We start from the raw sequence: 22472 nt of genomic DNA, 5'->3' as shown, positions 1-22472 counted from the left end.
CCTGCCTTCATCAATCCGGCTTCACGAAGTCTTTGGCGATGATCGCGGCCGCATCATAGCCCTGGTCCGCGAACCCCTGAGCCTGCAGCCATTTGATCTGGCTGTCGATGTTCTTCACATCGAGCTTGCCGTCGGGATCGATGTAGGCGCAATTGCCCACGACCTGCTCGACCGGCAGGTTCGTGTACTTGCCGATGATCTCGAGCAACGGCTTGGTCTTGTCGTCGATGGCGGCGGTGCCGTCCTTGACCGAGGCGAGCACGACATCATGATACTCGCGCTCGGCGCGCTGAAGCGACGCCAGCAGCTTGCCGACCAGCGCCGTGTTGGCCAAGATTTTCGGCCCCGCGAACACGCCGCTGACCTGCCACGGCGTCTCGTCGCCGACCCAGCCAAGATGCTTGACGGCGCCCTCCTCCATCAGCTTGCGCGCCACCGAAACCGGCATCAGCGCCGCGTCGACGGTTTCCCCTTTGATGGCCGCCGACATGTTGGACATCGACTGCAGCGGCACGATCTTCACGTCGGCGAGCTTGAAGCCATATTTATCGGCCAGCAGCCCCACCGAATAGTGAAAGCTCGACCCGACCTGGGTCATCGCCACGCGTTTGCCGGCAATGTCCTTCGGCGCCCTGAGACCTGCCTCATAGGCCTTGTTGCTGGCAAAGTAGCCGATCAGCGGAAAGCCCGGGCGGTCACGGCTCATGCCGGCGATGATCTTCAACGCGCCCTTGCCTGCGAGGTTATACAGTCCTGCGGTGAAGGCGGTCACCCCGACGTCGACGTCGCCGGTGGCCGTCGCCACGGCGATCGGTTGCGCTGCATCGAAAAACTTCAGCTCGACGTCCAGTCCAGCTTCGCGGAAGTAGCCTTTGTCCAACGCGATGAACACTGGCGCGGACGAGGACAGCCGGAGAACGCCGATCCGGAGCTTGGCGTCGTCGGACAGCGCGGTGCTGATCGATACGAGGCTCCAGAGCAGCCCCAGGACGACGCCAACGTATCGGAACATCACACTCTCCAAGTTCTGCGACCCGCACACCCGGCCTCACCCCACGACGCCGACTTGTTGCAATATTTCGAGCTTGATGTCGCGCCAAATTTTCAGGAGTCGGGAGATCGCAGCCTCAGAGGCCGGGCGTCTTGCTCCAAGCCGCCTCGTCCATCACTGTAACGCGTGTTGCGCTAAACGCCCTTGCAATCGGCGGTCCGGTCCTTTGCCGCGACCGTGAGCTTCCTGCAGGGGCCGTGAAACGTCTCGATCCCTTTCAATCCGTCCTCTGCACGGACCGACATGGTCGGCAGGCTCGCCGCGCCGAGGGCCAGCAGCCAAACGGATGAAGCTGCCTTTCTCATCGCGATCTTCTGACAAAGTGGATATTGCCGAGCGGGCCGGATTTGCCGCGTGGACTTTACGATGGCGAGTGACGACCGGCGACGCCGCGACGAGCTCTCCTACTGGCCCATCCTGCTTGTGCGCAGGGGTAACGGCCTCAGAAGGTCTGCATCACCGGCTTCTCGCCATTGGACAGAAATAGCCCTTCAAAACGGCCGATCTCGCTGTCGGCTGTGCATTCGAGCAGGTCGGGTCCCTTGAATGGATTGCCGTGACGGCATTGCCCCTTGGCCGTCACCTTGTTGATCGTCTTGCGACTTTGGCCAATGATCATCATGTCGACCGGCGTGACGAACTTGTCAGGCCCGGGTTGCTCTTGCAGATCGCCGCGGTTCGAGAACGTGACCACGCTGCCGTCGAGCAAGGTGAAGTAGAAGCCGGTGCGCTGATCGTCATAGTCGGTATTGAGCAGCGCGCCCTTGCATTCCGAGCTGCGATCCTTTCCCGCGACGATCAGCTTCTGGCAGGTTCCCTTCACGACCACCATGCCGGTCAGCCTGGCATCGGCGAGCGATGGAGCTGCAGAGATCATCAGCACGCCAAGCGCGCACACCGATAGCGCCACCACTGCTGACTTCATCGAACCCCCTCCCTACCTTTCAATATGACTATTGCCTCAACCTCCGGTGACAGAAAAGTTCTGTTTTTGTTCTCATGCCATTTTTCTCCGAAGGAGGCGCTCGGCGCGTCAGCCGGCACACGCTTCGAGAGTCTCCAGCCACGCCGCAAACGCCTTCGTCAGGTCCTCCATGACGGCCCGATCATTCCGGCCGGAGCGCGCAGGCACGTGGAAGGCGTGGTCGGCCTGATCGATCCAATGCAAGGTCGCACGCGGTCCCAGCCGCTTCACGACGGGCGCGAGCAGCTCCATCTCCGCCAGCTTGTCGCGCGTCCCCTGCAGGAACAGCATCGGGACCTCGATCGCATCGAGATGATCGGCGCGCGCGATGGAGGGCTTGCCGGCGGGGTGAAGCGGAAAGCCGAGAAAGGCGAGCCCGGCTATGCCTGGCAGCGGCGCTGCACTCTGCGCCTGCGACGTCATGCGCGCCCCGAACGACTTGCCGCCCGCTACGAGCGGCAGCCCCGGACAGAGCCGCGCGGCCTCCGCCGCGGCAGCCCGCACCGCGGCGTGAGCGAGCGCGGGCGGATCAGGGCGCTTGCTGCCCTTCTCCATATAGGGAAACTGGAAGCGGAGCGTCGCGATGCCGCGCGCGGCAAGGCTTGCGGCCGCTTGGTTCATGAAGACGTGGGTCATGCCGGCGCCCGCGCCATGGGCGAACACGAAACAGGCGCGCGGCCGCGGCGGGGCCATGAACAGCGCGGACACGATGTCCGCGCCGTCGACGGGAAACGCAAGGGAACGCGGCTGGTGCTCGGTCATGCGCCAGAGTGTGAGCCTGCGTCCCCTGCGTCAACTCCACTCGCCACCGGTTTGCGGCTCACGCCGCCGTTCGGATCGTCTGCAGGAAGTCGGCGACATTGCTCTTCAGCGAAGCGGCCTGCTGCTGCAGCGCCGCGGCCGCCGCCAGCGCAGCTTCAGCGCCGGCATCGGTCTGCCCGGCCACGTTGCGCACGTCGCCGATCTCCTGCGTGACCGCCGCCGTACCGCTGGCCGCCTGCTCGACGTTGCGTGCAATCTCGCTGGTCGCCGCTCCCTGCTGCTCCACCGCGGTGGCGATCGCATTGGAGATCTCGGCAATCTCCCGCACGGTCGTGCCGAACTGGGCGATCGCGCCGACCGTCTCCTGCGTCGCGCTCTGGATGGTCGCGATCTGGCTCGAGATCTGCTCCGTCGCCTGCGCGGTCTGCGACGCCAGGTTCTTCACCTCGCTAGCGACGATCGCAAATCCGCGGCCGGCCTCGCCGGCGCGCGCCGCCTCGATGGTGGCGTTGAGCGCCAGCAGGTTGGTCTGGCTCGCGATCGCCTGGATCAGCTGCACGATGGTGCCGATCCTCTCCGCCGCGCTGGACAGCCCGTCGATCAGCTCGGATGTCCGCTGCGTCTCGTGCGTCGCCCGGGTCGACACCGTGACCGAGCGCTGGACCTGGGAGGAGATCTCCCTGATCGAGGCCGCGAGCTCCTGGGTCGCCGAGGCCACGGTCTGCACATTGACGGAGGCCTGCTCGGCCCGGCTGGCGACCGCTTCCGCAAGGCCACGGCCGCGTTCGGCGACGCGCGCCAGCTCGCTGGCGCTCTCGCCCATCTCGGTCGCACGCCCGCCGACGCCGGTGATGACACCCTGCATGCCCTGCTCGAATCGACCAGCCAGATCGGACATCATGCGGGCGCGCTCGGCCTCCGCAGCTTCACGCTGTGCCGCGGCCTCCTGCTCCATGCGGCGCACGGCAAGCGCATTGTCACGGAAAATCTCCACGGCGCGCGCCATCCGGCCGATCTCGTCGCGCTGCTCGCCGCCGGGAATCGGCTGATCCAATTCGCCGGCCGCCAGCGACTGCATGCGGTCGGTCATGCCGCGGATCGGGTTCGACACGCTGGCGCCGATCAGCCAGGCCAGCACCGCTCCGAATATCACCGCTGCGGCTGCGGTCACGATCACGGTCTGCTTGGTATCTTCGACCGCGACGCCGGTCCTTGCGGCCTGCTCTGCACGCGCGGTACCAAGCTGCCGGTTGATCTGGCTGACCTGGGTATCGATCGAGGCACTCGCCTTGGCGAGCTCCGCCTGCTTGGCGCGCAGGTCAGCGGCCACCTTGATCACCTCCTCGAGCGCGGCGGCATCCGCCGTGAGAGCCTCTTTCAGCGCAGCAACCAGCGCCTTCAGCTTGGCATCATCGACACCCGCGATCTCGGCCTCCGTATCGGCAATCGCGAGCTTCGCATAGACGAAGGTGAGCCTGGCATCGTCGGCATCGCCATTCGATAACGTGTTGGTATAGCGCATCACCGCGATGCGAACCGCGTCGACGACGCTGGCCAGACGTAACGGATTCATCAGCGGCTCGCTGCCCGCACGATTGGCAAGGGCAACCTGGATGCCGCCCATGTTGATGCCGGCAACGGCGCCCAATGCGTCGGTCTTGGTCGTCGCCGCCCGCAGGCGGTCCACGGCCTCGGCCGCGGCAGCGAACGATGAGCGGTAGGCCGCCAGCGCGCTCCGTACCGGCCCAACGCCGTCAGCCAGCACCTTCAGGCTGCCGGACTGCTTCTCGACCTGATCGGCGAGACCGCCGACGGCGTCGATGGCCTTGCTGGCCGCATCCTTGTCACCGACGTTCCAGGTCCGGACGAATCTCTCGACCGCGCCGTTGGCGCCGAGCAGCGCGGCACGCACCTGCGACATGCCGGCGTCCCCGGCCGCGCTGGTAACGAGTTCATCCACGGTGCCGCCGATGCGGCCGACCTGGACCATGGCGAAGCCGCCGAGCAACACCAGGAAGCTCAGGATCAGGGCGAAGCCGCCGAAGATGCGCGGGCGGACGCCGATCCAAGACATCAGAGAAGACAATTTCATCGATTTGCCCGGCTGTTTCACGGAGTGGACCTGATGGTGGCGAGCAGCTCCTTGCCGAAGCGCTTCTCGAAGTCGGCATCGAGCGGCCTGACCGCATCGACGAAAGTCTTGCGGTCGAACGTCTCGATCACCTCCATGCCGGTCTTGCGCAACTCATCGAGCTTCTGCGCATCGAGCTGGGCCTGCCAGGTGACCTCCGCAGCCGCCTTGGCGGCGGCAACCAGCGCATCTCGATCCGCCGCATCGAGATGGTCGAACATCGCGCGGTTGGCGACGAAGGCGATCGGCGCGAAGAAATGCCCGGTGAGCGTCAGATATTTCTGCACCTCGTCGAAGCGATTGGCCGCGATGGTGGCAACCGGATTTTCCTGACCGTCGAGCCGACCGTCCTTGAGGGCGGCATAGACCAGCGGGAAATCCATCGGCATCACGTCGGCGCCGAGCGCCTTGAAAGTCATCTGGTAGACCGGATTGGGGATCACGCGGATCCTGAGTCCCTTGACGTCATCGACGGTACGGACCGGGCGCTTCGAGTTGGTGAGATTGCGAAAGCCCTGCTTGCCCAGCGCCAGCAGCACCAGTCCCTTGTCGGCGAACTTGGCGCCGATCGCGGCGGCGACCGGCCCTTGCGCAACCGCCTTGGCATGCGCAGTGTCGCGGAACAGGAACGGGATGTCGAAGACGCCAAGCTCGGGGACCACCGCGCTGGCGATGCCGCCGGACACCACGGCCACGTCCACTGCGCCGCTCCGGGTTGCAGCCAGCACCGCCGCCTCGCTGCCGAATGCGTTGCCCGCACGCTCATCAATGATGAGCCGCTTGCCGGCCAACGCCTGCAGCTTCACGCGAAATTCGTCCGACCCGACCTGCTGCGGGTTCTGAATCTGCGAGTTGTAGACCAGCGACACCATTCGCGGAGACGCCGTCGCCGCTTGGGATCCGAGCAGGGTTCCCACCAATGCCAAGAAGCAAAATTCAAGCAGCTGTCTGCGCATGAAACACCGGGCTGTTTTTCCTCGATGCACAACTAACAGCGAGATATGGTTAAGATGTTAAGATGCGATTCCCGTCTTGCCCGCTCCAGCCATTCACTCGCTGATAGTCGCATGCGAGAGAGCCGTAAAACTACGGGGTGGGTGTGTCGACCAGTCGATCCGAGCTTGAGGCGCGGCGCGATATCAGATTTCGATTTATCGTAAATAGCGAGACCGGGCCGCTACGCAAGAGCGGCAGGCTCGATCATCGGCGCATGGCCCCTGACAGCATCACTCGCTTGCCGGCAACCGTAGGAACAGCCATCAGCAGGGCGTTGGCGACGTCCGCCGCCGCGATGGGCTTGTAGTTCGCCGGGATCAGGAAGCCGATGATGTTGTGCAGCCTGTTGCCCCATTCCTCGCCCGGACGACTCGGCTGTCCGAGCTCCGCCCGCGGGCCGACCAGCAGCGAAGGCCGCGCGATCACCAGTCCCTCGAAGGGCAACGCGGTCAGATCGTCCTCGAGCTCGCCTTTCACCCGGCTATAGAAGACGGGCGAGCTGCTGTCGGCGCCCATCGCGCTGACCAGACCAACGCGCCTGGTGCCGCTCGCGAGCGCGGCCTTGGCGACGGCGAGGTTGGCGTCGTGATCGATGGCGCGGAAGGCGGCCTGGCTTCCGGCCACCTTGATCGTGGTCCCGAGAGCCAGATAGAGCTCGTCGGCCGGCGGCAGGGACGGCAGCGCGGTGAAATCCACCACATGCGCCGTCAGCTTGGGCGAATGGTCAGTCGGCGCGCGGCGGCCGACGACATGCACATGATCCACGGCCGGGTCGGCAAGCAGACCGCGAAGCAGCTCCCGTCCCACCAGCCCAGTCGCGCCGGCAATGATCACGGTCCGGTTCGTCATGCGCGGTCCCCACTCACAACTCGCCGCCCAAGGTAAGCCTGGCCGCGGAGATAGGGAAGACCGCAACGACACGACGCCGAATGCCATGGCGCCGCAGATATGACGCCGCAGACGAGACATTCCCTCCGCGGCGCCTCGTCACCATTCGCCTCAGGCGCCCTTGCGCCGCTCTGCGGCCTTGGCCATCGCCGCGGCGAACGCGCCGCCGCCAGACGGCTTCTCCTCACGCGAGGTCATGCGCCCCGCGGGCGGCCGTGCGCTGGTCCGCTTCTCGCCCTTGGCCGGCAGCGGATCGGACAGCCGAAGCGTCAGCGAGATGCGGTTGCGCGGCACATCGACGTCGAGCACCTTGACCTTCACGACCTGCCCCGGCTTCACCACCTCGCGCGGATCGTTGATGCGCTTCTCCGACATCGCCGAGATGTGGATCAGGCCGTCCTGGTGCACGCCGATATCGGCGAAGGCGCCGAAGGCCGCGACGTTGGTGATGGTCGCCTCCAGGATCATGCCGGGCTTGAGATGGGTGATCTTCTCGACGCCCTCCTGGAAGGTCGCGGTCTTGAACTCCGGGCGCGGATCGCGGCCGGGCTTCTCCAGCTCCTTGATGATGTCGGTCACGGTCGGGACGCCGAAGCGCTCGTCGGCGAATTTCGCCGGATTGAGCGTCTTCAAGGTTTTGGTGTCGCCGATCAGCACCTTGATGTCGCTCTTGGTGGTCTCGAGAATCTTCTTCACGACCGGATAGGATTCCGGGTGGACACCGGAGGCATCGAGCGGGTTGTCGCCATCGCGGATGCGCAGGAAGCCGGCGCACTGCTCGAACGCCTTCGGTCCGAGCCGCGGCACCTCCTTGAGCTTGTCGCGGGTCGGGAACGGACCGTTGGCATCGCGATGCGCGACGATGTTCTGAGCCAGGCTCTCGCCGATGCCCGACACCCGCGCCAGCAACGGCGCCGAGGCGGTGTTGAGATCGACGCCGACGGCATTCACGCAGTCCTCGACGGTGGCATCGAGCGCACGGGCGAGCTCATACTGGTTGAGGTCGTGCTGATACTGGCCGACGCCGATCGAGGCCGGCGGCACCTTGACGAGTTCGCCGAGCGGATCCTGCAGGCGGCGCGCGATCGAGACGGCGCCGCGGATCGAGACGTCGAGATTGGGGAATTCCTTCGCAGCGAACTCCGAGGCCGAATAGACCGACGCGCCGGCTTCCGACACGATCGCCTTGGTCAGCTTGAGATCCGGCTTCAGCTTCATCAAATCGTTGACGAGCTTCTCGGTCTCGCGCGACGCTGTGCCGTTGCCGATCGCGACGAGATCGATGCCGTGCTTCACGCAGAGCTGCGCCAGGGTCAGCATGCTCTCGTTCCACTGTCGCTGCGGCTCGTGCGGATAGATCGTGGCGTGATCGACGAACTTTCCGGTGCGGTCGATCACCGCGACCTTGACGCCGGTGCGGAAGCCGGGATCGAGCCCGAGCGTGGCGCGGCCGCCGGCCGGCGCGGCAAGCAGCAGATCGCGCAGGTTGGCCGCGAACACGCGCACCGCCTCCTTCTCCGCCTCCTGCCACAGCCGCATGCGGATATCGAGCGCCAGCGAGGTCTTGATGCGGGTGCGCCAGGCCCAGCGCACGGAGTCCGACAGGAACTGATCGGCCGGGCGGCCCTGGCGCGAGATGCCGAAGGTCACCGCGATGCGGTTCTCATACAGCGTCGGGTCCTTCGAATCCTCCGGCTCGCCATCGCCGAAATCGAGCTGCAGCACCTCTTCCTTTTCGCCGCGCAGCATCGCCAGGATGCGGTGCGACGGCAGCTTGGTGAACGGCTCGGAGAAATCGAAGTAGTCGGCGAACTTGGCGCCCTCGGTCTTCTTGCCATGCCGCACGGACGATTTCACCGCGCCGCGGGTCCACATCTCCTCGCGCAGCGAGCCGACGAGATCGGCATGCTCGGCGAAACGTTCGACCAGGATCGCGCGGGCGCCGTCGAGGGCGGCCTTGACGTCCTTGACCGGGTTGTCGCCATCCTTCTTGATGAAGGCCTTGGCCTCGACCTCCGGCGCCTTCATCGGATCACCGATCAGCATGTCGGCGAGCGGCTCGAGCCCGGCTTCCTTCGCGATCTGCGCCTTGGTGCGGCGCTTCTCCTTGAACGGCAGATAGATGTCCTCGAGCCGGGCCTTGGTGTCGGCGGTCGCCAGCGCCAGCTCGATCTCGGGGGTCATCTTGCCCTGCGCCTTGATACTCTCGATGATCGCGGTGCGCCGTGCATCCATCTCGCGCAGATATCGCAGCCGTTCCTCCAGCGTACGCAACTGCGTGTCGTCCAGCATGCCGGTCGCCTCCTTGCGATAGCGCGCGATGAACGGCACGGTCGCGCCGCCGTCGAGCAGGTCGATCGCGGCTTGGACCTGGGCATCCTTGACTGAGAGCTCAGCAGCGATGATGGAGGCAAAATTCGACACGGTGTTCTTCCGAGATTCGTGACGGGGCTGATTGGATAGGAGTGCACGCGCGCCAGCGCAAGCGGCTGGCAGACGCTCTGTGGGCAACCGTGACAAAAAAGACCGGTTGCGAATCATGTAAAACGCTGCCGCGACCGGGCCATCGCGTTGCACATGCGGCGCAAATCACTGATTCTTGCAGGCTGAGGGACGATTCGTGCAGGCCACGGCTGCGACATATCTCGACGATCTCAATCCGGAGCAGCGCCGCGCCGTCGAGCATGGCGGTGCCTGCGCCGCGCCTGGCCCGCCGCTGCTGATCATTGCCGGCGCGGGCTCGGGCAAGACCAACACGCTCGCGCATCGCGTCGCACATCTGCTCGTCAATGGCGCCGATCCGCGCCGTATCCTGTTGATGACGTTCTCGCGCCGCGCGGCGAGCGAGATGAGCCGCAGGGTCGAGCGCATCGCCCGCAAGGTGCTGGGCGGCAAGGCCGAGCCGATCACGGCCGCGCTCACCTGGGCCGGCACGTTTCATGGCCTGGGCGCGCGGATGCTGCGCGACTACGCCGAGCGCGTCGGCCTCGACCCTGTGTTCACGATCCATGATCGCGAGGATTCCGCCGACCTGATGAATTTGGTGCGGCACGAACGCGGCCTGTCCAACACGCAGCGACGCTTTCCGACCAAGGGTACCTGCCTTGCGATCTATTCGCGCTGCGTCAACGCCGACATGCCGCTCGACGAGGCACTGGTGCGGCATTTTCCGTGGTGCGCGGAATGGGCCGGCGAGCTGAAGGGCCTGTTCGCCGCCTATGTCGAAGCCAAGCAGGCCAGTGCCGTGCTCGACTACGACGACCTGCTGCTGTACTGGGCGCAGATGATGGCGGACGAAACCATCGCGCGCGAGATCGGCGATCGCTTCGACCACGTGCTGGTCGACGAATATCAGGACACGAACCGGCTGCAGTCGCAGATCCTGCTCGGCTTGAAGCCCGACGGCGCGGGACTGACGGTGGTCGGCGACGACGCGCAGTCGATCTACGCCTTCCGCGCCGCCACCGTGCGCAACATCCTGGAATTTCCCGATCAGTTCAGTCCGCGCGCCGACATCATCACGCTGGACCGCAACTACCGCTCGACGCAGCCGATCCTCACGGCGGCCAACGGCGTGATCGGGCTGGCGCGGGAGCGCTTCACCAAGAATCTGTGGACCGACCGCACGAGTTCGCGCAAGCCGCAGCTCGTGACCGTCAGCGACGAGACCGATCAGGCGCGCTACATCGTCGAGCAGGTGCTGGCGAAGCGCGAGGAAGGCATCGTGCTGAAGCAACAGGCCGTGCTGTTCCGCACGTCGTCGCACAGCGGTCCCTTGGAATTCGAGCTCACGCGCCGCAACATCCCGTTCGTGAAGTTCGGCGGGCTGAAGTTCCTCGATGCCGCCCACGTGAAGGACGTGCTGGCCTGCTTGCGCTTCGTGGCCAATCCGCGCGACCGCATCGCCGGCTTCCGCGTGCTGCATCTGATCCCGGGCATCGGTCCGGCGTCGGCGCAGCGTCTGCTCGATGCCATCAGCGCCAGTGCCGATCCGATCGCGCGCCTGTGCGAGCAGTCCGCACCGGCGCGCGCCGGCGATGACTGGACCGCGTTCGTGCGCACACTGGAGCAGCTGCGCGTCTCGGAATGGCCCGGAGATATCGAGCGTATCAGGCACTGGTATCAGCCGCATCTCGAGCGCGTTCATGAGGATGCGGAGGTGCGAACCGCCGACCTGCTGCAGCTCGAGCAGATCGCGAGCGGCTATCCGTCGCGCGAGCGTTTCCTCACCGAGCTGACGCTCGACCCGCCCGACGCCACCTCCGATCAGTCCGGCGTGCCTTTGCTCGACGAGGACTATCTGATCCTCTCCACCATCCATTCCGCCAAGGGCATGGAGTGGAATTCCGTGCACGTCCTCAACGTCGTCGACGGCTGCATGCCGTCCGATCTCGGCGCCGGCTCCAGCGCCGAATTGGAGGAAGAACGGCGGCTGCTCTATGTCGCCATGACCCGCGCCAAGGACGATCTGCATCTCCTGGTGCCGCAGCGGTTCTTCGTCCACGGCCAGCCGGTGCGCGGCGATCGTCACGTCTATGCCTCGCGCACGCGGTTCATTCCGGAAGCGCTGGTGCCGCTGTTCGAACGCGCCAGCTGGCCGCGGGCGCAGCCGGGGTCGGCATATGCGCGCTCCGGGCCGCGCATCGATCTCGGCGCGCGGATGCGCGAGCGATGGCGGTGAGCCAGCGTCGCTGCGACCATATCAACACGACGCCAATCACTGCACTTCTCCCACAAGGGGCGTGCCGGGAGGACGCGCACCGGTCGGGCACGATGGCTTGCTGACATCCCTGGCGACGTGGTCGGTCTGCGCCTCCCCCGCTTGCGGGGGAGGTCGCATCGCATCGAGAGATGCGATGCGGGTGGGGGATGCTCTGGAAAGACTGCCGTTGTGGCGCCCCCACCCCAGCCCTCCCCCGCAAGCGGGAGAGGGAGCGCACCGGCCGAGCGGCGATAACTCGGATCCAAACTCATCATGGATGAGACTTCGTTTCCTTCCACTGCGCGCGAAACCACGCCCAGGTCTGCCGCGTCACGGCGACGTAGCCCTGCCCGCGATACTTGATCTCGCCGTCGACGATCGCGTGCAGCTTCGGCAGCGCATGGAACGGCACCGCCGGATAGGCATGGTGCTCGACATGATACGGCATGTTCCAGGCGAGCCAATGCACCGCCCGCGTGGTGAAGGTGGTGCGGGTGTTCTGGAAGGCGCTCCGGGTGTGATCGCAGCCGGTGTGCTCGGCGTAGAGATAGGGCCGCAGGATCAGTTGTCCGACGAGCAGCGGCAGTACCCAGACCCACAGCAGCAGCGCGCTGTGCAGCGCCAGCGAGGCGATGAGCAGCAGTGCATAGCCCGCGACATAGGCGCGCGCCTCCCGCACGACGATCGCCCGGCGGCCCGCGGGGGCCCACGGCACCGTCACCTCGCCGGTCACCGCATGCTTCAGCAGCAGCCTGAGACGGCCGGCCACCTGGACCAGGCCGGAATAGGCAATCGCGAGTTGCGTCTCGGAGCGCGGCTTGGGGCCGACGATCAGCTCCGGATCGCGCAGGGGATCCTGGGTGTGGCGGTGATGCTCCCAATGGAACAGGCAGTAATATTCATAAGGCAGTCCGATCAGGAAGCCGGAGAGATAGCCGACCGCGAGGTTGAGCCTGCGGCTGTCGAAGGCGGTCTTGTGTGCGGTCTCATGCACCGCCATGAACAGGAACGCGATGAGCACGCCCTGCACCGGCAGCAAGGACAGCGCCCAGAGCACACCATGCGTCGATGCGATCGCTCCGATCAGCGCACCCACGCCGATGATCGCGCCGTAATGGCTGAGCGTGCGTAGCGCGCCCTGCATGTTGGAGCGCGTGCAGAGCTGCTGCAGCACCGGCGGTGTCAGCCGCTTCGGACGGGGCGCGAATTCGTCGGTGGGCACGTCGGTCATGTCGAGCTCGGGTGTCAGCTCTGGAGAAGGGCGGAGACGTTGGCGTTGATGAAATCGCGGTCCGCCGGGATGCGGATCGGATTGCCCGCGCGGTGGCCGTGGATCGACGGGATCGGCCGCAGCGCCGCGGAGCGGGCGTTCACGAGCTTGGGGAGTTCTCGCTCGTTGTCGCGCCAATCGAAGTAGCGGTCGGTCTGGCCCGGCATCAGCAACATGCGGGCGGTGATCGCGCCGAGCGCCCGATCCAGATCGCCGCCGAACGCCGCGCAGCTGCTGATATCGCCGCCCTGCCAGATCGCGATCTGCGCCAGCAGGTTGTCGGCATCGCGATGCGCGAAGGCCAAGTCCCAGGTGGCGGCGAGATAGTCCTCCTGCGAGCCGAAGCCCTGCTCGCGCCAGACCTCGTCGCGGTAGAACTCGTAGGACATCGCCCAGCCCGCATAGATCCGCCCCATCGCGCGCAGGCCGGCCACCGGCTTCCCGGCGAAGCGGCCGTTGCGAAACGCGGGATCGGCCATCAGCGCCGCCTTCACCGCGTCGAGAAACAGGTGATTGTAGGGCGAGCAGCGCGCGCTGCCGCACACCACCGCCGCACGCTCCACCATGTCCGGATGACAGGCGGCCCAGTGATAGGCCTGCATGCCGCCCATCGACCAGCCATAGACCAGCGCGATCCGGCTGATCCCGAACTGTTCCTCAACGAGCCGGCGCTGCACCGCGACCGCGTCGTGATAGCTGATGGCCGGGAACGGCGCGTCGCCGAACAGCTCGCGCGTATTCGAAGGCGACGACGACAGACCATTGCCGAACAGGTTGGGAATGATGATGAAGTAGCTGCTCGGATCGAGCGCGCCGCCGGGCGCGATCAGCCACTCGGTGTCGACATGCTGGGCGCCGAACGAGGTCGGATAGAGGATGACGTTGTCCTTGGCCGCGTTCAGCGTGCCATAGGTCTTGTAGGCGAGCCGCAGCGACGGGAACGTCACGCCCGATTGCAGCACGACGTCGCCCGCCTCGAAGATCTGATAGTCGCTGCCCGCCGCCATGCACGTCATCCCGTGTGATCGATGAACGGAGCCTAGGTGATGCGCGGCCGGGCCACACGCCCATTTTTTGGCATGGCATGACCGCGCAGGAGGCGCGGGCGGCAATCGCATCAGCCGAGGCCATGGGTTCGTACCCTCGCGGCCGCTCAAGCCCGAGCTTTGTCCGGATCGCGTGCCCTCTGAAACGTGAGGGCGCAGGGAAGACCGGGAGCTCGCCGCCCCCATGGCCCGCCTGCGAAAAAAATGCAGGCGGCAGGAACCACAGGTTCGGCTGGAACATCCCGGCCTTCCCTGCGCGATGGTCTTAACAGCTGCTTCGCGCTCTCCCTGGGGACCGGCTGTGTTGCCCCCATCGTCGGCGTGATGCGCTTCCGCACCATCATCCGGCTTGACCTCAGCATCGGGAGGCCAGGACCACGCGACTTGACTGTCCGCATCGGATCGTTCGTCGGCGCGACACCGCGCTGCGACCCGCTACGGCCACCGCATCCCTGCCTCGCGTCTCGTGACGACCGCGCGTACGCCCCTCATCGATGAGGCAGGATGGGCGCAGTAGAGCATACTTTCTGGAAAAACGAAAGAAAAAATTTTTGCCGGTCGTCCGGACCGTCTGATCCGCTCGGTATCACGACCACCGTCATTCCGGGGCAAGGCCGAGAGGCCTTGAACCCGGAATCTCGATATTGTCTTGCGTCCATTCTGAACGACTTCGAGATTCCGGGTTCAATCGTCAACACGCAGCCGCTCCGCGCCTGCGCATCGACGATTGCCCCGGAATGACGGAGAATGGCGACGGCCCAACCTTCTCGTGATGCGCTCAAGCTCACGGAAACCTTGTGTTTCGCTTTCCTCCGCTTGCAATCCGGTGCGGCCCCTTCCAGCTGACGAGCAGAGGCCGTATGACGGCCCGACGCAACGGAATGAGACATGAGCACAGCGATCGAATTCGGCCTGGACACGTTCGGCGACGTCACCCGCAACGCGGAGGGCGCGATGGCCTCGCATGCCCAGGTGATCCGCGACGTCGTCGCGGAGGCGGTGCTCGCCGACCAGCTCGGGCTCGATTTCATCGGGCTCGGCGAGCACCATCGCGGCGATTTCGCGATCTCGGCGCCGGAGGTGGCGTTGGCGGCGATCGCCGCGCGCACCACGAAGATCAAGCTCGGCTCGGCGGTGACGGTGCTGAGCTCGGATGACCCGATCCGCGTGTTCCAGCGCTTCTCGACGCTGGACGCGGCGTCGAACGGCCGCGCCGAGGTTATCCTCGGCCGCGGCTCGTTCACCGAGTCCTTCCCGCTGTTCGGCTTCGATCTCAAGGACTACGAGGCGCTGTTCGAGGAGAAGCTCGATCTGTTCGTCAGCCTGCTGCCGCAGCAGCCACTGACCTGGCAGGGCCGGTTGCGCCCGCCGCTCAGGGATCAACTGGTCTATCCGCCGGTCGAGCATGGACGGCTGAGGGCCTGGATCGGCGTCGGCGGCAGTCCCGAGTCCGTGGTGCGCGCCGCGCATTACGAGCTGCCGCTGATGCTCGCGATCATCGGCGGCGACCCGAAACGGTTCGCGCCCTATGTCGAGCTGTACCATCGCGCGCTCAAGCAGTTCGGCCGCGAGACGAAGCCGATCGGCGTGCATTCGCCGGGCTATGTCGCCGACACCGACGAAGTGGCGCGCGAGGAGCTGTGGCCGGACTACAAGACCATGCGCGACCGCATCGGCCGCGAGCGAGGCTGGCCGCCGATGGGCCGCGACGAGTTCGTCCAGGAGGCCGATCACGGCTCGCTCTATGTCGGCTCGCCGGAGACCGTGGCGCAGAAGATCGCCGCGACGATCAAGGCGCTCGGCCTGTCGCGGTTTCAGCTGAAATACTCAGCCGGTCCGCTGCCGCATGCGAAACTGATGCGGAGCATCGAGCTGTATGGCAAGGTGGTGGTGCCGAGGGTGAGGGAGTTGCTGGCGGAGCAGTAGGCCGGCTACGCGGTCCTTCACCATGTCCGCAACTGCGCCCGGCCCTTGCATCACGGGACCTGGATCAAAGGCGCGAGCAAAACGGCTCGTTCAGGACAATCCAAGCGAGCCGATTAATAGAGCCTTCGTGACACGCATCGTAGGCTCGATGTCGCGCGTGCCTGCTCCGATCAAGGGGGCGCAATCCGATCGGTTGCCCGGAGGCAGACGACAAGCTCGCGAGCCTGGGAACGAACTGATGTTGCTGAAGATCGTCGCGGTGGTCTACGGACTCTGGTTCGTCCAGGCCGCGTTGGAGCCCGGCTTCTACGACACGCCGTCTCACATGGCGAGCTCGACGCTCGCGCTCGGCGGATTGCTCGCGCTGTTCGATCACGCCTTCAGGATGGGCTGGCTGTCCGCCAACATCTGGCGGACCGTTGCGCTTGTCTACGTCGCCGACGGCCTGGTCCACGTGGTCCCGAGCGCCAAGGCCCTGATCGAGGCACAACGTTTCGAGGTGCTGGCGGGCGCTGCGGCGATCAGCTTCGTTTTCCAACTCCCGATGCTCTTCAGCTTGTGGCGATTGTCGTTTCCGTCCACGCGCTCGGATCAGACCGGTCTCGCACGCATGGCCATGCGATAAGCGTCAGGCCCTGTCAGCCTTCGACATCGCTCACCGCCTCATACCAGCCCGGGCAACAACGGCCCGCGCTCACCTGCCGCCAGCCGCGCAAGCTCCCCTGCCGTCCGCGCCAGCACACCGTCCCAAGCCATCGGCTTCTCCTGCCTGAACAGCCGCATGGTCGGATACCACGGGGTGTCGGCGCGATCGCGCAACCAGCGCCAGTCGAGCGCATAGGGCAAGAGCACCCAGACCGGACGGCCGAGCGCGCCGGCGAGATGCGCCACCGACGTGTCGACGGAGATGACGAGATCGAGCGCGGCGACGGCGGCCGCGGTCTCGGCGAAGTCGCCCAGCAACGGCGCGAGATCGATGACGTCGGTGCCAAGCTCGGCGAGCCCTAGCGCATCGTCCGGCCGCGGCTCCTTCTGCAAGGAATAGAGCTGCACGCCCGGCATCACGAGCCGCGGCAGCACCGCCTGCGCGGTGAGCGAGCGCTGGCGGTCGCCCTTGTGCCTGGGATTGCCGGCCCAGACGACGCCGACCTTCAACGACGGCGCGCGCCCGAGCACGTTGCGCCACGCGGCCATCTTGATCGGATCGGCCGCGAGATAAGGCACCTCGGCCGGGATCGTCTCCAGCGTGGTGCCGAAGATGCGCGGCAGATCCATCAGCGGTGCCTGCAGGTCGAATGGCGGCAGCGGCGCGCCGCGTGGCACCACGGTCACGCCCTCCAGACAGCGCAGCAGCGGCGCGATCGCCGGCTGCACCTGCAGCACGACCGGCCCCCCCATCATCCTGACGCGATCGATGTAGCGCACGAATTGCAGCGCATCGCCGATGCCATATTCGGCGAACAGCAGCAGCGTGCGTCCGTCGAGCGGTGCGCCCTGCCATTCGGGCGCGTCGAAGCGCGGCATGCCCGCGGAGAGGTCCGGACAGTCGCGGCCCCAGCGATGCTCCGCAAAGCCGTTCACGAGGTCGCCGCACATCAGCAGGAAATGCGCGTGATTGTAGCGGGCGAGCGCATTGTCGGGCGCCAGCGCGATCGCACGATGCGAGGCGGCCAGCGCCGCGTCGATGTCGCCGGCGTTGCGCAGCGCCACCGCGAGGTTGGCGTGACCCTTGACGTAACCGGGATCGGAGGCGACGGCGCGGCGATGCGCCGCGACGGCCTCGATGGTCTCGCCGCGCATCTCGTGGATGATGCCCAGATTGGTATGCGCCGGGGCGTGATCGGGCTGCAGCGCCAGCGCGTGCTCGCAGGCGGCAATGGCCGCATCGAGCTGGCCCGTCCCGCACAGGCAGGCCGCGAGATTGCTGAGCACGACCACATCGGTGGGATCGAGCATGGCGGCGCGCCGATAGGCCTCGACGGCCTCGGCCGGGCGGTCGGCCTCATGCAGCGCGTGCCCGAGCAGCCGTGCAGCGTTGGCATCGCCGGGCGCGAGATCGCCGGCGCGGCGGTAATGGATCGCGGCGTCAGCGTAGGCGCGCTGCTTGTAGAGCACGTCGCCGAGGGCGAGGTGGAGGCCCGCATCGGCCGGCTGCGCCGCCAGCGCATGCAGATAGGCGGGCACGGCCTCGTCATATCTGGCCTGGTCGGCGAGCACATGCGCCAGCGCCCGCCATGCACCGGGATAGGAGGGCTCGCGCTCGAGCAACTCGCGATAAGCCGCTTCCGCCTCGGCAAGTCGCCCCTGCCGGTTGAAGGCGAGCGCGAGATTCCAGCGCGCGTGCCCGAGCGCGGGATCGAGCGTCAGCGCATGGCGATAGGCGGCCTCGGCCTCGGCGAAGCGCGACAGCTCGAGCAGCGCGCTGCCGAGCCTGCTGTGAATCGCCGCATCGAGCGGCCGCAAAGCCGCTGCGCGCGCGAACGCATCGGCGGCGCCCTTGCGCTCGCCTTTCACCGCGAGCGCATCGCCGAGCGTGACATAGGCCGGCGCATGGTGGGGATCGCGGGCGAAGACGCGCCCGAGCAGCTCCGCACCCTCCGCCATGCCGCCGTCGGCGAAGGCGAGGATCGCGGACAGATGCAGCGCCGGCAGATGATCCGGCACCGCTTGGAGGATGTCGCTGCACAGTGCCTTGGCCGGACCGGCGCGCCCCGCATTGTAATGATCAGCCGCCTCGATCAGCAGCCGGTCGACAGCCACAGCCCCCATGATGTCCCCACCTCTCGCACTCGAATGCAAGCTTCAACGTGCGGCCGGGCGATTCCAGGCGAGACTCCAGGCCGAGCCGGCTCAGCCTGCCGCCACCTCCATTCGCATGGCCGCCTCGCGGGCGCGCTCGACGTCGGGCGTGCGATAGGCCGCCTCCGGAATGGTGCCCAGCCGCGACTCGTGAAGGCGCGCGCCCAGGCCATAGAACTGCTGGAAGCTCATGATCAGCGGCCGCCATTTGTCCGGGTCGATGCGGTCACGCGTACCGTCCATCAGGATGGCCTCATCGACATGGACCCGCTGCACCCGCACCTCGAAGCACTGGATGTGCCCCTTCAGGATCGCGTCGTCGTCGGCGATGCCATGCACCGACTCGATGCGGGCTTCGAGCTGCACCGCGCATTCCGCGACGCGCGGAGCCGCAACGGTTTCCGACGCCGTTGCGGTCAACCCGGCGGCGGCGAACTTGTCGGACACGTGGCGGTAGCCCTTGCGCTGCTTCATCGCCGGCACCGGGTCCGATCCCGTGGTCAGCGCCAGGCGATCGACGGCGGCGACGAGATCGACCGACGGCAGGTTCAGCACGCACTCGCCGGTGCGGCGCATGTTCTGCGGCGTCTTCGATCCGGCGGCGAGGCCCAGCATGCAGCGCCAGCCGAGCCAGAATGCCGACGACATCGGCGCGAGATTGAAGCCGCCGTCCTCGTTGACGGTGCTGATGAGGACGACCGGCGTCCCGAAATAGAGGATGCCCGGCTCGATGGTCGTATGCATGGAAAGCTCTCCAGGGTGATGCATCTCGGCGGCGATTGCGCGCGCCGCGCGGACGGGGCTCAGGCCGCCGTCTCACTCGGAGAAGTTCCTCGATGGCAGCGAAGCGCTCCACCCGATTCCCGAACGGGCCGGATCAGGCGCGCCCTGGGTTTGATCTGGAGATTGTCTGCGCGTGCAAGGCTGCGGCAGATGGCGATCCCGGCATGACTCGAACATGCGACCTACGGTTTAGGAAACCGCCGCTCTATCCAGCTGAGCTACGGGACCGGAGCCTGCACCGAAGTGCACCTGCTTCGCCGCCTCCATAGCAGACCCGGCCACCGACCGGAAGCCTCTCCGGTCGGAGCCTGGACCGGGCGGCCGACCGGGGCACAACGATGCTCGGGTCCCCTGAGGGGACGGCGACGGGAACGCAGCCGCGCGATCCCGGTTAGAGCGGGGCTGCTCATGCCCGATCACACCCCCGTTTGGGAGGGGCGGTTTGACTATCCGGACGGCAGCCGATGGTCTAAGAGAACGGCGCCAATCTGGAACCCGGCCTCGGGATTGCCGTATTGGTCGTGCCTGAGCGCATCTCGTGGCCGGGCCAGGCGTCCGGCGCCACGAGATCCGCTCGATCCAGCGCGCCTGCCCATTTCAGCCGAGGGACACAGACAAGTCGATGCTCATCCGGTCGGTCATTTCAGGCGTGTTCGCAAGCTTCCTCTCCATCGCCGCCGCAAGCGCGCAGGACACCCGCCACCTGCTGGAGTCGAAGGAGTCGCTCTACAACAACATCTATGTCTATGAGCAGGCGCCCTACCGCAGCATGACGTTCGGTCACAACCGGCGCATCTATACCGAGAGCGTCTACAACACCCAGGACGAGCTCGATCTGCCGGTCGACTATACCCGCTTCATGACCGCGAGCGTCATGTACGCAAAGAATGTCAGCTCGGTCCTGGAGATCGGCTTCGGCGGCGGCCGCACCGCCTGGTACCTGCACCGCTTCCTGCCCAAGGTGCAGGTGACCTCGGTCGAGCTCGACCCGACCGTGCTGGAGCTCGCCAAGAAATATTTCGGCATCAAGGAGGAGCCGAACTTCCACGTCGCCAACCGCGACGGCCGGCTGTTCGTGCAGGAATCCAAGGAGCGCTACGACATCATCCTGATCGACGCCTATCGCGGACCGTTCGTGCCGTTCCACCTGCTGACCAAGGAATTCTACCAGCTCGTCAAGGAGCATCTCGCCGAGGGCGGCGTGGTGGCGCAGAACGTCGAGCCGTCGACCATGCTGTTCGACGCCGCGGTCAAGACCATCCACAGCGTGTTCCCGCAGGTCGACTTCTACGAGGCCGGCGGCAACATCGTGATGGTCGCCTATCCCGGCGACGAGCGGAAGCCCGAGGATCTCGCCGCCATCGCGCAGGAGCGCGACAAGGAATTCGGCTTCCGCTACAAGCTCGCCGACATGCTGGCGCAGCGCAAGCGCATCGACATCGATAACGGCCAGGTGATCGACGCCAAGGCCAAGGTGCTGACCGACGACTTCGCGCCGGTCGAGGCGCTGAAGAGCATCGAGCGCCACAACAAGAAGCAGCCATGAGCGCGCCGGTGTCCCGCGCCGGCATGCTGGCGATCTATCTCTGTTCGTTCCTGGTCGGCTGCGTGCTGATGGGCTTCGAGATGCTCGGCAGCCGCTACCTCAACCCGTATTTCGGCAGCGGCATCGGCGCCTGGGCCAGCCTGATCTCGACCGTGCTGTGCGCGCTCGCGATCGGCTATTTCGCCGGCAGCGCCATCGTCGACCGGCAGCCGACGACGCGCACCATCGGCACCATGATCCTGATCGCCGCCGCCTACATGGCGCTGGTGCCGGCGACCGCCGACACCGTCATGGCCGACATCCTCGACAGCATCGGCGACGGACCGATGGCGACGCTGATGGCCTCGACCGCGCTGCTGCTGGTGCCGCTGACCCTGCTCGGCACCTTCTCGCCGATCGCCGTCAGCCTGTTGACGCGCTCGGCCGGCGAGGCCGGCCGTGTCGCCGGATTGGTCTATGGCGTCTCGACCATCGGCAACGTCGTCGGCACGCTCGTCACGACGTTCGCGCTGATTCCGACGATCGGCTCGCGCGCGATCACCTATTATTTCGCCGTGGCGCTGGCTGGCTGCGCCGGCATCCTGTTCATTCCCTTCGGCAAGAAGACGTCCTGATTTTCATCATTGAAGAGCTTTGCGGATGACTGAGTTCTGGCCTCGCCTCGCCGCCACCGCGACAGCGGCCGTATTGCTGCTGATGTCGCCGACCGCCTACGCCGCGGACGCGCAGATCGAATTGTGGGACGGTCAGCGCGCAATGGCTGTCATCGCCGATCTGCTGCGGTTCACGCCGCGATCGATGGGCGAGCCGGGACATCAGAAAACGATCGACTACATCAAGGCAGCGATGGCCAAGAGCGCGGCGGACGCCGTGCTCACGCAGAGCTTCACCGCCAAGGGCGATGACGGCAAGGCGATCCCGCTGACCAACATCATCGCCCGCTTCCAGGTGCAGAACCCGCGGCGCGTCATCGTCGCCACCCATTACGACAGCATCATCAAGGCCTATCGCGATCCCAAATCGCCGGACGCACCGATGCCGGGCGCCAACAACTCCGCCTCGGCGGTGGCGCTGCTGCTCGAGACCGCACGCGTGCTGTCGCTGTCGCCGAAGCCCGACGTCGGCATCGACATGATCTTCTTCGACGGCGAGGAGGGGCCGAAATCGCTCGGCGCCGGCGATCCGACCTGGCGCCCGCTGGGCTCGCCGCATTTCGCGGCCAACCTGAAGACCTATTATCCGACGCACAAGCCGGAGAAGGCAGTCGATTTCGACATGGTCTGCGACAAGGATCTCAAGCTGCAGCCGGAGCCGTCGTCGCTGGCCTCGGCGTTGCCCGAGGTCAAGAGGTTCTGGAGCATCGGCAGCCGTATCGCGCCATCGGCGTTCTCGCCGGAGCCCACGGCGTATCCGATCAGCGACGACCACACGGCGCTGCAGCAGGCCGGCATTCCGAGCTTCCTCGTCATCGACTTCGACTACGAGCCCTATTTCAACACCACGCAGGATACGATCGAGCAGTGCTCGGCGCAGAGCCTGGAGACCGTCGGCCGCACCCTGCTGCGCTACCTCTATACGCCTTGATACGCCCGAGCTGCGGCAGGCGCC

The 22472-nt window shown here is 66.2% G+C and carries 18 protein-coding genes and 1 tRNA gene; 7 read left to right on the top strand and 12 right to left on the bottom strand.

Features of this window, described 5'->3' with window-relative positions:
• Positions 1-10: 10 nt before the first annotated feature.
• The 7 genes from QW861_RS16910 to QW861_RS16880 form a co-directional block, all read right to left on the bottom strand.
• The gene (locus QW861_RS16910) at positions 11-1012 is read right to left on the bottom strand and encodes an ABC transporter substrate-binding protein (RefSeq protein ID WP_316193292.1); all 1002 of its coding nucleotides are present in this window, start codon (positions 1010-1012) and stop codon (positions 11-13) included.
• A gap of 481 nt (positions 1013-1493) precedes the next feature.
• Entirely contained in the window at positions 1494-1976 is a 483-nt protein-coding gene (locus QW861_RS16905) for a hypothetical protein (protein WP_315715276.1), read from the bottom strand.
• Between the two features lie 108 nt (positions 1977-2084).
• Positions 2085-2777 (bottom strand): alpha/beta family hydrolase, encoded by a 693-nt coding sequence (locus QW861_RS16900; protein ID WP_315715275.1) that lies wholly within the window; start codon positions 2775-2777, stop codon positions 2085-2087.
• A gap of 58 nt (positions 2778-2835) precedes the next feature.
• Complete coding sequence (locus tag QW861_RS16895; protein WP_315752325.1) at positions 2836-4851, bottom strand: HAMP domain-containing methyl-accepting chemotaxis protein; 2016 nt, start codon at positions 4849-4851, stop codon at positions 2836-2838.
• 35 nt (positions 4852-4886) lie between these two features.
• Complete coding sequence (locus tag QW861_RS16890; protein WP_315715274.1) at positions 4887-5780, bottom strand: TRAP transporter substrate-binding protein; 894 nt, start codon at positions 5778-5780, stop codon at positions 4887-4889.
• A 328-nt stretch (positions 5781-6108) separates the two neighbouring features.
• Complete coding sequence (locus tag QW861_RS16885; protein ID WP_315752275.1) at positions 6109-6753, bottom strand: NAD(P)H-binding protein; 645 nt, start codon at positions 6751-6753, stop codon at positions 6109-6111.
• Between the two features lie 150 nt (positions 6754-6903).
• Positions 6904-9216, bottom strand: coding sequence for a Tex family protein (locus tag QW861_RS16880; protein WP_315752276.1), 2313 nt, complete (start codon positions 9214-9216; stop codon positions 6904-6906).
• 196 nt (positions 9217-9412) lie between these two features.
• Between QW861_RS16880 and QW861_RS16875 the strand changes: the two genes are divergently transcribed.
• Positions 9413-11473 (top strand): ATP-dependent helicase, encoded by a 2061-nt coding sequence (locus QW861_RS16875; protein ID WP_315752277.1) that lies wholly within the window; start codon positions 9413-9415, stop codon positions 11471-11473.
• Positions 11474-11765: 292 nt separating this feature from the next.
• On the opposite strand, the gene QW861_RS16870 is transcribed toward QW861_RS16875, so the two are convergent.
• Positions 11766-12725 (bottom strand): fatty acid desaturase, encoded by a 960-nt coding sequence (locus QW861_RS16870; RefSeq protein ID WP_315752278.1) that lies wholly within the window; start codon positions 12723-12725, stop codon positions 11766-11768.
• Positions 12726-12739: 14 nt separating this feature from the next.
• Positions 12740-13771 carry an alpha/beta fold hydrolase gene (locus tag QW861_RS16865; RefSeq protein WP_315752279.1) on the bottom strand — a complete coding sequence of 344 codons (1032 nt, stop codon included), beginning with the start codon at positions 13769-13771 and terminating at the stop codon, positions 12740-12742.
• A gap of 543 nt (positions 13772-14314) precedes the next feature.
• On the opposite strand from QW861_RS16865, the gene QW861_RS16860 reads away from it, so the two are divergent.
• The 3 genes from QW861_RS16860 (at position 14315) to QW861_RS16850 (ending at position 16361) form a co-directional block, all read left to right on the top strand.
• Complete coding sequence (locus tag QW861_RS16860; protein ID WP_315752280.1) at positions 14315-14551, top strand: hypothetical protein; 237 nt, start codon at positions 14315-14317, stop codon at positions 14549-14551.
• A 147-nt stretch (positions 14552-14698) separates the two neighbouring features.
• Positions 14699-15736 carry an LLM class flavin-dependent oxidoreductase gene (locus QW861_RS16855; protein ID WP_315752281.1) on the top strand — a complete coding sequence of 346 codons (1038 nt, stop codon included), beginning with the start codon at positions 14699-14701 and terminating at the stop codon, positions 15734-15736.
• A gap of 238 nt (positions 15737-15974) precedes the next feature.
• The gene (locus QW861_RS16850; protein WP_315752282.1) at positions 15975-16361 is read left to right on the top strand and encodes a hypothetical protein; all 387 of its coding nucleotides are present in this window, start codon (positions 15975-15977) and stop codon (positions 16359-16361) included.
• A 38-nt stretch (positions 16362-16399) separates the two neighbouring features.
• Here the strand turns inward: QW861_RS16850 and QW861_RS16845 are convergent, their stop codons facing one another.
• The 3 genes from QW861_RS16845 to QW861_RS16835 all read right to left on the bottom strand — a co-directional run bounded on the left by QW861_RS16845 (position 16400) and on the right by QW861_RS16835 (position 19546).
• A complete protein-coding gene (locus QW861_RS16845; RefSeq protein ID WP_315752283.1) occupies positions 16400-18505 on the bottom strand; it encodes a tetratricopeptide repeat protein in 2106 nt (701 codons plus the stop codon).
• Between the two features lie 81 nt (positions 18506-18586).
• Complete coding sequence (locus tag QW861_RS16840) at positions 18587-19279, bottom strand: flavin reductase family protein (protein WP_315715264.1); 693 nt, start codon at positions 19277-19279, stop codon at positions 18587-18589.
• A 190-nt stretch (positions 19280-19469) separates the two neighbouring features.
• Positions 19470-19546, bottom strand: a tRNA-Arg gene (locus QW861_RS16835).
• A gap of 394 nt (positions 19547-19940) precedes the next feature.
• Between QW861_RS16835 and QW861_RS16830 the strand changes: the two genes are divergently transcribed.
• From QW861_RS16830 to QW861_RS16820, 3 genes are read left to right on the top strand one after another with little or no spacing between them, the layout of a single operon-like run.
• Positions 19941-20864, top strand: a complete 924-nt coding sequence (locus QW861_RS16830) for a fused MFS/spermidine synthase (protein WP_316193291.1) — start codon at positions 19941-19943, stop codon at positions 20862-20864.
• Positions 20861-21478 carry a fused MFS/spermidine synthase gene (locus tag QW861_RS16825; RefSeq protein ID WP_315715262.1) on the top strand — a complete coding sequence of 206 codons (618 nt, stop codon included), beginning with the start codon at positions 20861-20863 and terminating at the stop codon, positions 21476-21478. Before QW861_RS16830 ends, QW861_RS16825 begins: the two co-directional genes overlap by 4 nt.
• 25 nt (positions 21479-21503) lie before the next feature.
• Positions 21504-22448, top strand: a complete 945-nt coding sequence (locus QW861_RS16820; protein ID WP_315825506.1) for a M28 family peptidase — start codon at positions 21504-21506, stop codon at positions 22446-22448.
• The last annotated feature ends 24 nt before the right edge of the window (positions 22449-22472 follow it).

The sequence above is a fragment of the Bradyrhizobium sp. SZCCHNRI1029 genome (assembly GCF_032487555.1).
GTDB lineage: Bacteria > Pseudomonadota > Alphaproteobacteria > Rhizobiales > Xanthobacteraceae > Bradyrhizobium.
Note: the sequence above shows the minus strand (reverse complement) of the source record. Positions and strands in the feature narration are given on the sequence as shown.